12 protein-coding genes are annotated in these 16012 nt (G+C 65.4%); 8 read left to right on the top strand and 4 right to left on the bottom strand.

Annotation, left to right across the window (positions count from 1 at the left end):
• Positions 1-177: 177 nt before the first annotated feature.
• From fes to GA566_RS23945, 4 genes are all read right to left on the bottom strand, one after another.
• Entirely contained in the window at positions 178-1863 is a 1686-nt protein-coding gene (gene fes / locus GA566_RS23960; RefSeq protein WP_137926462.1) for an enterochelin esterase, read from the bottom strand.
• A complete protein-coding gene (locus tag GA566_RS23955) occupies positions 1863-4268 on the bottom strand; it encodes a TonB-dependent receptor (RefSeq protein WP_160474220.1) in 2406 nt (801 codons plus the stop codon). Before GA566_RS23955 ends, fes begins: the two co-directional genes overlap by 1 nt.
• A gap of 127 nt (positions 4269-4395) precedes the next feature.
• Positions 4396-5370 carry a FecR domain-containing protein gene (locus GA566_RS23950; protein WP_160474219.1) on the bottom strand — a complete coding sequence of 325 codons (975 nt, stop codon included), beginning with the start codon at positions 5368-5370 and terminating at the stop codon, positions 4396-4398.
• Positions 5371-5413: 43 nt separating this feature from the next.
• Positions 5414-5917, bottom strand: coding sequence for a sigma-70 family RNA polymerase sigma factor (locus GA566_RS23945; protein WP_137926459.1), 504 nt, complete (start codon positions 5915-5917; stop codon positions 5414-5416).
• A gap of 141 nt (positions 5918-6058) precedes the next feature.
• Here GA566_RS23945 and GA566_RS23940 point away from each other — a divergent pair, with 141 nt between their 5' ends.
• The 8 genes from GA566_RS23940 (at position 6059) to GA566_RS23905 (ending at position 15925) form a co-directional block, all read left to right on the top strand.
• The gene (locus GA566_RS23940; protein ID WP_160474218.1) at positions 6059-7366 is read left to right on the top strand and encodes a nitrate- and nitrite sensing domain-containing protein; all 1308 of its coding nucleotides are present in this window, start codon (positions 6059-6061) and stop codon (positions 7364-7366) included.
• 287 nt (positions 7367-7653) lie between these two features.
• Positions 7654-8466, top strand: a complete 813-nt coding sequence (locus GA566_RS23935) for a formate/nitrite transporter family protein (protein ID WP_137926457.1) — start codon at positions 7654-7656, stop codon at positions 8464-8466.
• 33 nt (positions 8467-8499) lie between these two features.
• Positions 8500-10236 (top strand): bifunctional protein-serine/threonine kinase/phosphatase, encoded by a 1737-nt coding sequence (locus tag GA566_RS23930; protein ID WP_160474217.1) that lies wholly within the window; start codon positions 8500-8502, stop codon positions 10234-10236.
• 195 nt (positions 10237-10431) lie between these two features.
• Positions 10432-11601 carry a diguanylate cyclase gene (locus GA566_RS23925; protein ID WP_160474216.1) on the top strand — a complete coding sequence of 390 codons (1170 nt, stop codon included), beginning with the start codon at positions 10432-10434 and terminating at the stop codon, positions 11599-11601.
• Positions 11602-11730: 129 nt separating this feature from the next.
• A complete protein-coding gene (locus tag GA566_RS23920) occupies positions 11731-13131 on the top strand; it encodes a DUF3300 domain-containing protein (RefSeq protein WP_160474215.1) in 1401 nt (466 codons plus the stop codon).
• 29 nt (positions 13132-13160) lie between these two features.
• Positions 13161-14123 (top strand): DUF2950 domain-containing protein, encoded by a 963-nt coding sequence (locus tag GA566_RS23915; RefSeq protein WP_237380612.1) that lies wholly within the window; start codon positions 13161-13163, stop codon positions 14121-14123.
• 309 nt (positions 14124-14432) lie between these two features.
• Positions 14433-15314 (top strand): sensor histidine kinase, encoded by an 882-nt coding sequence (locus GA566_RS23910; RefSeq protein WP_160474214.1) that lies wholly within the window; start codon positions 14433-14435, stop codon positions 15312-15314.
• On the top strand, positions 15302-15925 hold the full coding sequence (locus tag GA566_RS23905; RefSeq protein ID WP_137928102.1) for a response regulator transcription factor: 624 nt from the start codon (positions 15302-15304) through the stop codon (positions 15923-15925). The genes GA566_RS23910 and GA566_RS23905 overlap by 13 nt, the downstream gene beginning before the upstream one ends.
• Positions 15926-16012: the final 87 nt, after the last annotated feature.

Raw genomic sequence — 16012 nt, 5'->3', positions numbered from 1 at the left:
GGAATCATCGACGAACGCAAACGTAAATCATTCGTATTTGCGGGTCAATTGGATGTGGGGCAGGGAAGGATATTTCGTTGAATTACTAGGGATGGCATTGCGCCACGCTGGTTTTGCTCCCCTCTCCCGCACGCGGGAGAGGGGAGCAAAACCTAAACCCAAACCCAAACCATAAACCTACTTCGTATCATCCGACGTCAGCACCGGACAAGCCTTCTGTCGCACGCTATCCATCCGATTCGTGTCGCCCAGCAACGCCATCAATCCACACGCCAGTGTCCCGCGCCATTGCAGATAGTCGTGGCCGCTGGCGAATTCGGCGTGCGTGACCGGGTAGCCTTTTGCGCGCAGCACGTCGCGCAGGCTGCGGGTGGTCGTGGTGATGTTGACGAGGCCGCGGCCTTCTTCGAAGCGGCCGGCTTCCATGTAGAAGCGCAGCGGCAGGCGGGGGCGTTTGGCGAATTCGCGCATCATCCAGCCGCCCTCCATCGGCGGTTGATCCGGTGCGCCACCGGGGCCCCACCAGAACGAGCCGGACTGACTCAGTACGAGGCCGAAGCGTTCCGGGTGCGTCATGCCCGCATACGCAGCGGCGAGGCCGCCGTAGCTCGATCCGGCCACGACGGTGCGGTCCGCGCGCACGGGCAGGCCCTGGCGTTCGGCCCAGGGCATCAGTTCGTTGGCGAGGAAGTCGCTGAACTTCGGATTGGGTGGCAACTGCGTGCCGCGCGCGTTGGCGGTGGGGTTGGCAACGATCAGCGCGGCAGCGGGCGGGATGCGGCCTTCGGCGATCAGGTTGTCGAGGATCGTCTGGGTCGGCACGAGCGACATGTACGCATGCGCATCGAACACCACCACCAACGCCGTAGGCTTTACACCGGCGGGACGATACAGATACACATCGCGCGACTGATCGAGGATGCGGCTCTCGATCGTGAACGGCGTGAGCGTGCCCGTTGCCACGCCAGGGCGCGGGGTGATCCACGGTTGCGGCGGCGCGTCGGGCAGTTCGACGATGGACTTCTGCGCGAAGGCGTCGGGCGCTGACTCGGGGAACACGCGCGGATTGAGCGGATCGCGCTGCATCGTTGCCACGATGGCGCGTCGACGCTGCTGCGGGGTGTCTCCGACGTCGGGCACGTCGGGCGCAAGCTGATAGCTCATGCGCGTGCTGGCCGGTACGCGATACGTGTGATACCAGACATCGCTGTTGCCGAGCCGTGTGAGCGCATCGTGATCGCCGGACGGACTGCCGAGCAGCCGCACGTTGCGTTGCGCACCGCGCCACAGGAACGTCAGCAACACCTCGTCCTTGTTCGGAAGCGGCTCGACGAGCGGCGTGCCGCGCGCGCTGATATCGCGCCAGAACGATGCCGTGTTGCCACCCGCCGCCAACGTCTGCGCGAGTGCACGAATGGCCGGACTCTCGGGCGCATCGGATGGCGCGAGCTGGGCTGCAACCGGCACCACGCTTTTCACGCGCAGTGTGTAGATGGCACCGGGCATCGGCCTGCCACCGACCGCGCCCAGCGTATCGGCGTGGTCCGCATCGACCACGAAGCGATACTGGCCACTCGCCGGCGCGACAAACAAAAATTCGCGGTACAGCGTGTTTGCGCCGAGCAGTTGGCGCACTGCGCGACCTTGCGCATCGGCCAGTGTCAGCGATGCAGCAGGGCCATCGAGCGCGCCTTGCACGACATCGCCTTGCGCCAGCGTCATCGTGAATGTGATCGGCGAACCGGGCGTCCACGTTGCCGTAGCGGGTGCACCAATGGTCAGCGCGGTTGAGAGTGGCGCAGATGAAGCGAAGGCCGGCGCCACGCAGAGCGTTGCCGCGAGAAGCAGTGAGACGCGTCGCATCAGAAGTCCACCGTGGTCGAGAGCTTGAACGTGCGCGGTGCGTTCTGCGTGACGTAGCCGTCGTTGAACGATCCGGCCCAATAGCTCTTGTTCAGCAGGTTCTCCACGCTGGCGTAGAAGCCCACGCGCTTGCCCTGGATGTTGGTGACATAACGCGCGCCCACGTCATAGCGCGTCCAGCTATCGATCTTCTGTGTGTTGGCAGAGTTCACGTATTGCGATCCGGTATAGGTGACGCGACCCGTCAGGGTCAGCGCGGGGTGCCATGGCAAATCCCATTCGAGGCCGAGGTTCCCCGACCACGTAGGCGAGCCATAGGCGGTGTTGCCATCGTAAGTGCCGCCGGCCGTCTGCGTGAGCACGGCACGCGTGTACGCCACGCCGCCGAGCACGCGCGTGCCGCGCATGACTTCGCCGAAGACGTTCCACTCCACGCCACGATGGCGGCGTTCGCCGTCGGGATTGTAGGTGTTGGTGGCGGTGTCCTTGATGAGACTCGGGCGCTTGATTTGAAAGACGCTCAACGTCTGCGTCAGACGACCGCTATCCCATTTCACGCCGGCTTCCATCTGCTTGGTCTTGTACGGCGCGAAGGTCTGGCGATAGTTGACCGCGGTGACATCGGTCACGGTATCGCCCTGGCTCAACCCTTCCACGTAGTTGCCATAGAGCGACCACTGCGGGCTGAACGGCTTGACCACAAGGCCGAGGCTCGGCGTCAGCGCGCTTTCATCGTAGTCGGCGGTCTGCGCACCGGCAGTGCTGAAGGTCTTGGCCTGTACGCGCTGATGCCGAACGCCGAGCGTCAGTTGTACGCGATCGTCGATAAAGCCGAGCGTGTCGGCAATGGCCAGGCTGGTCAGCGTGGTGTCGCTGGTCTTCGGCGCATTGGTGGGCGATGCGGCCAGGGGCGGCGTGATCGGGTTGTAGATGTTCGAGATGAACGCGGGGCTCGTCACGTTGATCGTGCCGGTACGCAGCCCGAGATAGGTATAGCCGAGCACGAGCTTGTGCGTGACCGGGCCGGTGCGCACATTGCCGCGCACGCCGGTCTCCGCCGAGAACGTATCGGTGAAGCCCTTCTGGTTATACGTGTAGCCCGTGTAGTTGCCATTGGGCTGCACGTTGTTGGCGCGCGTGCCGTTGATGAAGCCGCTGTACTCGTAGTGCAGCGAACCCAGACCGGCATAGGCGGTCCAGTCCTGCGTGATATCCACTTCGCCGCGCGCCACGAACGCGCGGTTGCGCAGCTTGCCCCATGCGCCCGGCAGGATGTTGGTGCCGGCCTTGGGTGCGTCAGGAATTTTTCCTGTGAACGATGCCATCCACGCGCTGCCGTTTCGCACCTCTTCTTCGTTCGCGTAGGCGTCGAGCGATGCGCGCACGCGCTCTCCTGCATAGTCGAGTGCGATGGCGCCCAGCGCGCGCCGCTTCGATTGTCCGTCCACGCCGGTACGTCCATCGTCATAAGCGCCATTGAAGCGCACGCCGAATGCGTTGTCGGGGCCGAAGCGGCGACCCAGGTCCACCGCACCGCCCACGTTGCCTTCGGAGATGTAGTTCGCGGTGAAGCGGTTGATGGGGTCGACGGTGGCGCGCTTCGGCACGATGTTGATCACACCGCCCACTGCGCCGCTGGGCGACATGCCGGTCAGCAGGGCAGTGGGTCCGCGCAGCAGTTCCACGCGCTCGATGAACTCGGTGGGCGAGTGACCATAGGGCGCCAGACCGTACATGCCATTCCATGCGAGGTCGCTTGACGAGATATCGAAGCCGCGCACCGTGTAGTTCTCGTACAGGTGACCCGACGAGGTGGTGAAGCGCACGGTCGGATCATTGGCGAGCACATCGCCGATGGTCTTGGCCTGCTGGTCCTCGATCGTCTTGGACGTGTACGCCGCGCTGCTGTACGGCGAATCCATCATGTCCGTATTGCCGAGCAGGCCGAGGCGTGCGCCGCGCGCGACCTGTCCGCCAGCATACGGCGCAGGCAATGCCTCGGCATCCGGTCGGCCCGCGGCTACCGTGACCTCGGGCAGCATGATGGCTGCATCGCCTGCCGAGGTGGAGCGCGCGCGCACCGCAAAGCCATTCGGCACGGACACCGCCTGGAGCCCCGTGCCGCGCAGCAGCATGGCCAATCCTTCGGATGCGCCGTGGCGACCTTGCAGGCCATCTGTCTGGCGTCCGGCAAGATCGCTGGCGTTGTACGAAACCATGACGCCGGCTTCCATGCCGAAACGCGTCAGCGCAGGTTGCAGCGGCCCGGCGGGAATCGCGTAGCTGCGGGTGGCCGTCTGTGCGGACGGTGCCGGTGCCACCTGTGCCACCTCGGCAGCGATGGCGATGTGCGACCACAGTGGCAGGGAAGCGGCGATGGCGGTGAGCGCGAAGCGTGTGCCCATGAGAAGCAGTTCCTTTCAGGTATATCGCTCGGAATGAGTCGTTCATCCCGTAGGCCACCCGAAAAGCGAAAACCCCTCACGGTACTGGCACAAAAATCTCTATCGAGGAAAGAAGGCGATAGCTGGATCAGCCGCGCACAACCACCCAGTAGCGCGTCCACATCTGGATATCCACAGGCAGCAGGTGCGGCAGCGCGGTGATAACGCGGTCGGTGTCGTCGAGCGGGAACACGCCGGAGATGCGCAGTCCCGCTGCCGCCTCGTTGCAGGCGAGCCGGCCACGCCGGTAGCGCGACAACTCGGCCAGGAAGGTGTCGAGCCGCATGTCGTAGACGGCCAGCATGCCCTGCGTCCAGGAGATGTCAGTGGTGTCTGCCACGTCGAGCGCATCGATATGCAGGCGCGTGAAGCGCGTGCGTTGCCCCGCCTGCAGCACGGTGACGATATCGGGCGCATCGGCGGGCCGCACTTCCACCGCGCCTTGCTGCACGCTCACGGCGGTCATGCGGTCTTCCTGCCGCACGGTGAAGCGCGTACCGAGCGCGCGCAACATGCCCTGTGCAGTGGCCACGCGGAACGGTCGATGGCTCGGATCTGCAGCGGTGTCGATCGCAATCGCGCCGGCACGTAGCGTGACAAGACGCTGCGTGGCACTGAAATCGATGGCGATGGCCGTACCGGTGTCGAGATCGACGACGGTGCCATCGTCCAGCCGAACCTGGCGACGTTCGCCGATGCCGGTCACATGATCGGCGCCCCAGGTTTCCATCGGCATCGCACGTTGAAGCTGCCACGCGCCGGTGCAGGCGAGCGTGGCCAGTGCCAGCGTCATGGCGCGGCGACGGCCAGGATTCGACGGCGGACGGCCCAGCGTCGAATGCGCCACGGAAGCCGGCACATTGCCAAGCGCGGCGGAGAACGTATGCAGGTGCTGCCATGCGCGTTCATGATCGGGATGTTCGGCGCGCCATCGCGCGCAGGCCGCTTGCGTGTGCGCGGTCACCTCGGGTCCCATCAGCGCGACCATCCACGCCGTTGCACGCATCGTGATGGCGGTGGCAATGGGCGGATGCGGCGAAGCGGGGAGCGCGGTCTGGATCATGCGGGGGCGAGTGCGAGTGTGGCGATGGGAGGCGGTGGACGCTTCAGGCAGCGAAGCAGCACAGGTGCAGCGCCTTGACGATATGGCGCTGCACGGTGGCAATCGATATCGACAACTCGGCGGCGATCTCGGCTTGCGGCATGCCATCGATCTGGAACAGCAAGAAGGCGCGGCGCACGGCAGCAGGCAGCGAGGATAGGCGGCGATCGATCTCGATCAGCGCTTCCAGAATCAGTGCGCGCGTCTCGGGATCGGGCGCTTCGGCTTCGGGCAGGGCAGCCAGGGCTTCGAGGTAGGCGGCTTCCAGTTGCTGGCGGCGATAGAAGTTGCTGACGATGCCGCGCGCCACGGTGGCGAGGAAGGCACGCGGCTCGCGCGCCGCTACTGGCGTTTCGCGCGAAAGCAGCCGAAGGAACGTGTCATGTGCCAGGTCCGCCGCGTCACCCGCACTGCCGACACGCCGGCGCAACCATCCCTTCAGCCAGCCATGATGGTCGGCATATAGCGTATGGATTTCGTCGGTGAGCGGGCGCTCGGCGGTGGGCATGCAGCGGACAGGCAGCGCAACGGAAAGAGCGACATTGTAGTTCTAAATGATAATGAGTCGCAATATCGATTGATGCTGTTGTGGCCGTGGCACAGAGCTTGCAGAAAGACATCACCCCCGCAACTTCGCCACACCGCTTCGATGGCCTTATCCGCGTCTCAACTCGTTCTCCACGCCAAGCAGCTTGAAATCGAGGCCGTGCGCCTGATGGCGAGCCGGGTGGAGCTGGCGGACCTGATCGGCCAGTTGATTCACACGCTGCAGCGCGAGCGTGGGGCAAGCAGTGTGTTCCTCGCGTCGGGCGGACAGCGGATGGCGATGGAACGCGAGGCAGCCATGGCGGAGTCGATCCGAATCGAACAGCGGCTGGGCGAGCGCTTTGCCAGTCAGCTCGATGCGTCGCACAAGGGCAGCGCCTCGATGGTGACGTTGATGGCCTGGGTGCAACTGGATTTGGCTACGCTTGCCGGCCTGCGCGCCAGCATCGGCCAGTGCCAGGCCAGCGCGCTCGATGCCGTGGCGGTGTTCAGCCGCCTGATCGCCGCATTGCTCGAACTGATTTTTCATCTGGCCGATGTGGCGATGTACCCCGGCATCTCTCGACCGCTGGTGGCATTTGTCTATCTGCTACAGGGCAAGGAAGCCGCCGGGCAGGAGCGTGCCGTGGGGGCGCAGATGTTTGCCTCGGGCACCTGCACGGAGATTCAGCAACAGCGCGTGCTGCATCTGCTCGAGGCGCAGCGCCGCAGCTTCCGCGTGATGGAGCAGTTTGCCGATCCGCCGCTGCTGGCAGCCTGGCAGGGCCAGTCGCGCGGCCCTGCCGTGGCCGACCTCGAACAGTTGCGGCACGTGCTGCTGACGGCGACATCGGGTGCTGCGCTCGACGCCGAGCGCAGTGAGCGATGGTTCGAGGTCTGCAGTCAGGTGATTGCCGGCATGTGGCGGCTGCAGATGCAACTGGTGCAGGAGCTGCGCGCCGCGTGCGAGGCCGAGATCGAGTCGTCGCAGGCCGATCTGCAGGATTCGGCGGGTTTGCTGCGGCGCTTGCTCGACAACCCGCCGCCGCACACGCATGCGGTGGAGTTGTTCTTCGACGCGGCCGGACATCCCGACGCCGCACCCGTGTTGCCCGGCATGCCCAGCGACGCATCGGGCAGTGCGGACTCCGCGACGGTGGCATCACTCAAGGGACTGCTGCAGAAGCAGGCCGCACGCCTCACACGTACCGAAGTGGAACTCGATGCCGCGCGGCGCGCGCTCAAGGAGCGCAAGGTGATCGAGCGTGCCAAGACAGCGCTGATGGCGCGTACCGGGATGAGCGAGGACGAAGCCTTTCGCACGCTGCAGAAGGCGGCGATGGATAACAACCGGCGCCTGGCCGATGTGGCGGAAGCCACACTGGCACTGCCGGACATCGCGCTACCACCGTTGCCCGGGGGGCCTGACTGAAGTTCGCGGCTTGAGCGCACCACGATTGACGCTGCGCGTGCGGCGTGACCCGCGTGCGCACCAAAATCGGGCCGATTGTGCACCGCAACGGGGGCGAGGGTTTGCCGCCCTGCAGGCATTGCCCGGTTCTGCCATGGGCACGGTTCGTGCGACGCAACAGACAAAATCAAGTGGTCAAGGATGACGACGTCCTGTCCCGCGCGGTGAGCCACCGTGGGGAGAGGGGCGTCGTTTTTTTTTTGCCTTGCCCGAATGCCTGTCCGCCAACGAGAAAACGAGGAAATTCCATGGCCTATCTCGCCCCCGCCGAGTTCGTGACCAAGATGGTCGATGCCGGAGAGTCGAAGTTGCTGATGTCCACGCGCGATACGCTGATCCGCGCGTACATGGCTGGTGCCATTCTTGCCCTGTCCGCCGCGTTCGCGGTGACCATCACCGTCAATACCGGCAATGCACTGGTCGGCGCGCTGCTGTTTCCGGTGGGCTTCTGCATGCTGTACCTGATGGGATTCGATCTGCTGACGGGCGTGTTCACGCTCGCGCCGCTGGCCGTGCTCGATCGTCGTGCGGGCGCCACTTGGGGCGGCGTGCTGCGCAACTGGTCGCTCGTCTTCCTCGGCAATCTTGGCGGCGCGATCACCGTGGCCCTGTTCATGGCCATCATCTTCACCTTCGGCTTCTCCGAAGCCCCTAACGCGGTGGGCCAGAAGATCGGCCATATCGGCGAGGGCCGTACGCTGGGCTACGCCGCACACGGCGCCGCCGGCATGCTGACGCTGTTCATCCGCGCCGTGATGTGCAACTGGATGGTGTCCACGGGCGTAGTAGCTGCAATGATGTCGACGTCGGTGTCGGGCAAGGTCATTGGCATGTGGATGCCGATCACGCTGTTCTTCTACATGGGCTTCGAGCATTCCATCGTGAACATGTTCCTGTTCCCGTCGGGCCTGATGCTGGGCGGCAACTTCACGATCATGGACTACATGATCTGGAACGAGATCCCCACCGTGCTCGGCAACCTTGTGGGCGGTCTGACCTTCGTGGGCGCCACACTGTACAGCACGCACTACAAGACGGCCCCCAAGCGCGTGATCGGCTGAGATTCCGGCTGAACTCCCGCTGATCGTCCTCGCATGCGCGGCACGCTTTCGATCACCGTCGGCCAGCATTCCGATGCAGGTCGGAAAGCGGTCAACCAGGATTTCCATGGCGTGACGCAGCCGGCCGGGCAGCAGCGCATGACCAAGGGCATCGTGCTGGCGCTGGCCGATGGCATCAGTTCCAGCGCGGTGAGCCAGGTGGCCAGCGCCGCGGCCGTGCGGACGTTCCTCGAGGATTATTACTGCACGTCCGAGGCGTGGACGGTGCGGCGCGCGGCGCAACGCGTGCTGGCTGCGGTCAACGCATGGCTCTACGCGCAGACGATCCGCAGCGACGCGCGCTTCGATGCGGATCGTGGCTACGTCTGCACGTTCAGCGCGCTGATCTTCAAGGCGCGCGAGGCCCATGTGCTGCACTTGGGCGATGCGCGCATCTATCGCCTGCACCCCCAGCGGCTCGAACAACTCACGGACGATCATCGCGTGCGGGTGTCGTCCGCCGAGTCGTACCTGAGCCGCGCGCTGGGCGCCGGGCCTGCCATCGAAATCGACTACCGCAGTTGGGAGGTGGAGCCGGGCGAGATCTACCTGCTGGCCACCGATGGCGCCTACGAACACCTCGACGCCGCCGATGTGCATCGTGCGCTGGGCACTCATGGCGAGGATCTGGACGCGGCAGCGCGCATGCTGGTGGATACGGCCATCGAACGCGGCAGCCAGGACAACGTCACACTGCAGATCGCGCGCATCGATGACCTGCCGGACCTCGACGCGCCCGGCGTGCTTGCGCATGGCGAGCGGCTGGCGTTGCCGCCGCCGCTGACCCCGCGCATGCAGTTCGAGGGTTACACCATCGTCAGGGAGATCCACACCAGCGCGCGCAGCCATGTGTATCTCGCGGTGGATGATGACAATGGCCGCTACGTGGCATTGAAGACCCCTGCTGTGGATCGCCATGACGATGCCGCGCATCTCGACGGATTCCTGCTTGAAGAATGGGTGGCGCGACGCATCGACAGCCAGCACGTACTGCGCCCCCATACCGTGGAACGGCCGCGCCGCTACCTCTACGTGGCGATGGAATACGTGGAGGGGCAGACGCTGGCGCAGTGGATGATCGACCATCGCGCGCCCGCCCTGGACGAGGTGCGTGCCATCGTCAATCAGATCGCGGCAGGGCTGCGCGCGTTTCATCGGCGCGAGATGCTGCATCAGGACCTGCGTTCGGAGAACGTCATCATTGATCGCGCCGGCACGGCCAGGATCATGGATTTCGCCACCGTTCATGTAGCGGGGCTGGCAGAGGGCACGCGCCATCCGCTGGCCATCATGCCGGTGGGCACGCTGCAGTACGCGGCGCCCGAGTACTTTTTGGGCGAGGGTGGCACGCCGGCGTCCGATCTCTACTCGCTGGCCGTGCTGGCCTACCAGATGCTGACCGGACAACTCCCTTACGGATTGCAGGTGACGCAGGTGCGCAGCCGGGCCGATCTGCGGCGGCTGCGTTACGTGCCGCTGCGCGAGCGGCGTGCCGACCTGCCGCAGTGGGTGGACGGCGTACTACGCCGCGCGCTGCATCCCAATGCCGCGCAACGGCACGAGGCGCTGTCCGAGTTCGTCGAGGCCCTGCGTGCGCCGGGGCGCGATGCGCTGCAACGCCTGACGCCCCCACTGATCGAACGCCATCCGCTGCGGTTCTGGCAGGCGCTCTCGCTCGGCTTGGCCGTGATGGTCGTGCTGCTGCTCGGTTTGCGCGCGGCAGGCGTCTAGACAGGCACCTGATACGTCTCCCCTCGCAAGTTGCCCCTCATGAGTGGGGCAGAACGGCCGTTAGCCATGCTATCTCTTCCTGCGGAGTGCGCCCGGCAAGGCAGCAACCGCCCGAGATACGCGAAAACCACCCGGTTTCCCACGTAGAATGCGGCTGGCCGCCGTGATGTATCGGCGCACTGTTTTGTCATCTGGATGCCTGTCGATCTCGCCACTCTTTATTTCCTAGCCATTGGCACACTGCTGGCCAGCGCCGGCATGATGTTCTGGGAGTTCCGGACCCACCCCACGCGCAGCCGCGAACTGCGCATCCTGGCGTCCGGCTTTGCCACGCTTGCCGTGGGCTGCACGGCAGTCCTGTTCCGCCGCGAACTGCCCGGCGCGCTCGGCTCCGCCCTGAGCAACCTGATCATTCTGAGCGGCTACCTGCTGGTGCTGGCCGGCGTGGCCGCACTGAGCGGGCGGCAGCATCGCAAGGGATCGCTTGCCTTGCTGGCCGGCATGGCCGGTATCTGGGCGGTCTGGGGATCACAGTGGCTCGACGTGATCTGGGCGCATGTGAGCGCCTTGCCGATTGCCGCCATCGCCGCCATGACGGCGTGGGAAATGCATCGGTGCCGCACGCTGAAGTCACGCGCGCAGCACATCGTCGTGGCGGTGACGAGCTTGCACGCCGTTCTGTACGCGGGCCGCGCGCTGGTGCTGCCATGGTTCGTCGCCGACTATCCCGGCATCCTCGCGCTCTCCAGCAAGATCACCATCTACGAAGGCGTGCTGTATTCGGTCATCCTGCCGATGACGCTGCTGAAGCTGATCCGCGATGAAACGCACGGGCAGTTATTGCGCGAGTCGCAGACGGATTACCTGACGCGCCTCGGCAATCGCCGCTGGTTCTTCGAGCAAGGCGCGCGCGAACTCGACGGTGCGCGCGGACGCGGACCCGTCGCGGTGCTCGCCTTCGACCTCGACCATTTCAAGTCGATCAACGACCGGCACGGCCACCAGCGTGGGGACGAGGTCTTGAAGTCTTTCGCGGAAACCGCGCGCGATGTGCTGGGGTCGGATACGTTGCTGGCCCGCATCGGTGGGGAGGAGTTTGCCGCGCTGCTGTGCGGCGGCAACGCACGCCGTGCTCGGGCGTTGGGCGAAGCCGTGGCCGCACGGTTTGCTGCGACGGCTTCCCATCGCAGCGACAGCGCCGGGATTCTCGCCACCGTCAGTATCGGACTGGCCCAGTACGACCAAGACGTGCCGACCCTCTCCGAAGGCCTGGCCGCCGCTGACCGCGCGTTGTATCGGGCGAAGTCGCTGGGCGGCAACCGGCTGGAAACTGCCGCGGACCCTCTCCCCTCCCTGACCGGCTGAACGCCGGGTATCGAAACGCCCTATTGGACCAAGGGTCCATTGCCGCTCTCGGCACTGCCATCTATATGTTCTGCACGGCACCGGTTGCAGGATCTGCATGGCGGTGCGCGATTCCTGGGGAGGAACGCCATGACGGCTGGCGGCGCGCGGTATCCACGGCAGGCCTGGCCTACGGCTGTTGCCGCAGTGCTGGCGTGCGGCCTGGCGTGGCTGCTGGCCGGCGTCGGCCATGCGCATGCGCAAACGGCACCGCCGCAGTCTGCGCAGACCTCCACTACGACCCCATCCGCCCCGGCTTTCAAGCCCGAGGAGCTGGAAGCACTTGTGGCGCCCATCGCGCTGTATCCCGATTCCGTGCTGTCGCAGGTGCTGATGGCTTCGACCTATCCGCTGGAAATCGTGCAGGCCGCGCGCTGGCAGAAGGCCAACGCGAAACTGAAGGGCGATGCGGCCGTCAAGGCTGTGCAAGACCAGCCGTGGGATGTCAGCGTGAAATCGCTGGTGGCGTTTCCGCAGGTGCTGGAGCCGCTGAACGACAAGCTCGACTGGACGCAGAAACTGGGCGATGCCTTCCTGGCACAGGAAAAGGATGTGCTCGCAGCGGTGCAGCGACTGCGCGCGAAGGCCCAGGCATCGGGCAACCTGAAATCGAACGAGCAGCAGAACGTGACGGTGCAACCCGCCGCGCAGGGCGCCACGACGCAGACCATCGTGATCCAGCCTTCGAACCCGGAAGTGATCTACGTGCCGGCCTACAACCCTACGGTGGTGTACGGCAGTTGGGGCTATCCGTCGTATCCGCCGTACTACTGGCCACCGTATCCGGCGTACTACCCGGGCGCTGCATTGATGACGGGCTTTGCGTGGGGCGTGGGGCTGGCCGCTGCCGGCGCAATCTTCGGGAACTGCAATTGGGGCGGCGGCGATGTGAACATCGACGTGAACCGTGCCACCAATATCGACCGCAATTTCGATCGGACCAAGGTGGAGGGCGGCAACAAGTGGAAGCACGACGCGGGGCATCGCAAGGGCGTGGCATACCGCGATAACGCCACACGCGAGAAGTTCGGCAACAACGCCGCAGGGGCGGATCGCCGCAATGACTTCCGAGGGCGCGACGGCGCGGGGGATCGGGGTGGGGACCGCGCTGGGGATCGAGGCGGTGACCGAGGCGGAGATCGGGCCGGCGACCGGGCAGGGGATCGGGGAGGGGACCGCGTTGCGGATCGCTCGGGAGATCGGTCCGGGGATCGCACAGGGGATCGCACAGGAGACCGGGGAGGCAATCGCGCCGGGGATCGTCCCAGCGCGGGAGACCGCAGTGCCGGCGGCGGACGCGATAACGCGTTCCAGGGTGTTGGCGGCGGCGGGGGTGCCGCACAGCGGGACTTTGACCGAGGGCGCGCAAGTGCCGGTTCGTCAAACTTTGGCGGCGGTCACGGTGGTGGCTTCAGTGGTGGTGGTGGACGCGGCGGTGGCGGCTTCGGCGGCGGGCGCGGCGGCGGCGGTGGCCGAGGGGGCCGGCGATGAGTCACGATGACCAACGGAAGGCGAATCCCATGCGTTTTCTGACGATGCGAACCACGCTTCCCACCTGGCACCATCTCGCGGGCGTGGCCGTCGTCGTCGCGTCATGCGCCGGGGTGGCCGATGCCCGCGCGCAGAAGGCGTTCGATACCCCCGAGGCCGCGATGCAGGCATTTGGCGATGCGGTGGCCACCAGTGACGATGTGGCCATGCAGGCGCTGCTGGGCCAGTCGGCAAGGCGGTTGATCCCACCCGTGGGCGCGGACCTGCGATATCGCTTTCTCGCCGCGTGGAGCCAATCGCATGGCGTTGCCCCCGACGGCGAGAACCGTGCGCGCATCACGGTGGGACGTGACGGCTGGACGCTGCCGATTCCGCTGGTACGCGCCAACAGCCGCTGGCATTTCGATGCACAGGCTGGCATGACCGAAATCCGTCTGCGGCGCATCGGGCGCAACGAGCTATCGACCATCCAGACCATGCTCGCAATTTGCGACGCGCAACGCGACTATGCGTCGAGCAACCCGGAAGGCAGTCCGATGACGGTGTACGCGCGCAAGCTCGTCAGCAGTCCGGGAAAGAAGGATGGCCTCTACTGGCCGACACGTCCGGGCGAAGCGCCGAGTCCGTTGGGGTCGGCTTTCGTCGATGCTGTGAAGCACCAGTCACCAACGGATGGCTATCACGGCTACCGCTATCGACTGCTGACGTCGCAGGGCGCCGCCGCACCGGGGGGCGCCTACCCCTATCTCGTCAACGGCAGGCTGTTCGGCGGCTTCGCGGTCATCGCGTGGCCGGCCCGTTATGGGGAAACCGGCATCAAAAGTTTCATGGTCAGCCACGACGGCCAGGTCTTCGAGCGCGACCTCGGCCGCGACAGCGCGGCACGCGCAGCGGCAATGTCATCGTTCGATCCGGTGGCAGGCTGGACAAAGGTCGCCCCTGAACTGTTGCAGCCAGAGCCAGGCATGCGGGCATCGGCGGCGGGGCCATGAATGAAGTGAGCGGATAAAAAACTTTCCGTATGGAGCCGGATGGCAGGAGGCAGAGAAGTAAAGATTGCAATACGCAGAGCGCCGACCTAACGTGTTATGGCACAAGTACTCAAACAAGCAGAAGCAACAGACTTGATCGACTTGGATAGCTTGACTGTCACCGCATAGGGGTAAGCGCTCAGGGACGCCTTATCGCGATGCGCACTGCCGTGCCGGCTTGCCCGGCCGCGCCGTGGTGTCGTGCTGCATGCCGTCGTCCCGAGGGCTCCTGTGCCTATTTGCCAGGGGTTTGAGCATGGGCTTTGCGCCATGATGTGGTTACCGGCACTGATACTGGGGGCTGTGGCTGCCGTTGCCGTGGCGGCGCAGCAGGGCCAACGCCGGCAGCGCGCCGACTCTCGTCGGCTGTCGGATGTGGCCGGTGGGGGGCCGTTTGCCCACATCGCGCATCGGCCCGGCATGGCCGAACTGGCCGGATCGCTTGCCCATGAACTGAACCAGCCGCTGACCGCGATCACCAGCAATGCGCAGGCCGCGCGGGAATACCTCGCGTCGGGCCTGGCCGATCACGGTGAAATCCGCGAAATTCTCGACGATATCGTCAGCGACGCCTCCCGCGCGGGCGATATCGTGCGCGGCGTGCGTGCGCTAATTCGCGGCGAGGCGCCACGCGCCGTGCCGTTCGAGATCGTTCCGGTGATGGCGCGTGCGGTGGAGCTGGCGCGCAAGGACAAGGCGTCGGGCGTTGCCATCGTGCAGGGCATCTGTGATTCACGGCTGCCGCGTGTAGTGGGCGACCCGATGGAAATCGAGCTGGTGCTGTTCAACCTGCTGACCAATGCCCTGGACGCGGTTGGCGTTGCACCGCCGGGTGTCGCGCACGAAGTGTCGGTGACCGCCAGGCGGCAGGATGACACGATCCGCGTATCGGTACGCGACAACGGCTGCGGTGTGGCCGATGCCGATCTCGATGCCATCTTCCGGCCGTTCTACTCATCCAAGCCTAAGGGGCTGGGGCTGGGCCTGTCTTTCAGCCGTGCGCTCATGGCACGCAACGGCGGACGTGTCGTGGCCATCCGCAACAGCGACCGCGGCATGACCTTCGAGTGCCTGCTGCCCATCGAGCCATCGGCAAGGGTGTCTGGGGAAACGACTTCTTCCATCCGGGAGGCAGCGCTATGCCACTCATGAAATCACTGGTGTACATCGTGGATGACGACGACAGCGTGCGGCGGGCACTGTGCCGCGTGCTGGGCGCGCATGGCTATCCTACTTCCCCGTTCGCGTCGGCGCGGCAGTTCATCGCGGAAGCTGACCTGGAGAACGTGCCGGGGTGCGCCGTGCTGGACCTGCAGATGCCGGACATGGACGGCATTGCCGTGCAGGAGGCGCTGCATCGCAGGATTCCCGTCATCATCCTCACCGGGCATGCCGATGTGCCACGTGCCGTGCTTGCCATGCAGGCCGGCGCCATCGAATTTTTGCAGAAGCCGGTATCCGACACGCAACTTTTGGCGGCGGTGGAAAAAGGGAGTGCGTGTGCGCAACGGCAGCATGCGCAGATGCGTGAGTTGCGCGAGTTGCAGCAGAAGATCAGCCGCCTGACGCCGCGTGAGCGCGAAGTGCTGGGCTGGATCGTCACAGGCATCCGCAACAAGCAGGTGGCCAGCCAGCTTGGCACGGTGGAGAAGACCATCAAGGTGCATCGGGCCCACGTCATGCAGAAGCTGGAGGTGGATTCGCTGCCCGCGCTGGTGCGGATTGCCGACCGGATGGGGATGGTTGCAGGCCAGCGGGCCTGAGCGCCGGCCCGCAATCGGCCCGCAATCGGCCCCATGGGCCAATATCGCCCGCCGTTCGTCTTTCGTAGCCTGAGTACATGCTTACCT

The organism is Cupriavidus sp. SW-Y-13, assembly GCF_009793345.1.
Taxonomy (GTDB): domain Bacteria; phylum Pseudomonadota; class Gammaproteobacteria; order Burkholderiales; family Burkholderiaceae; genus Cupriavidus.
The sequence above is the reverse complement of the archived record's forward strand: the minus strand, read 5'-3'. Positions and strand labels throughout refer to the sequence as shown.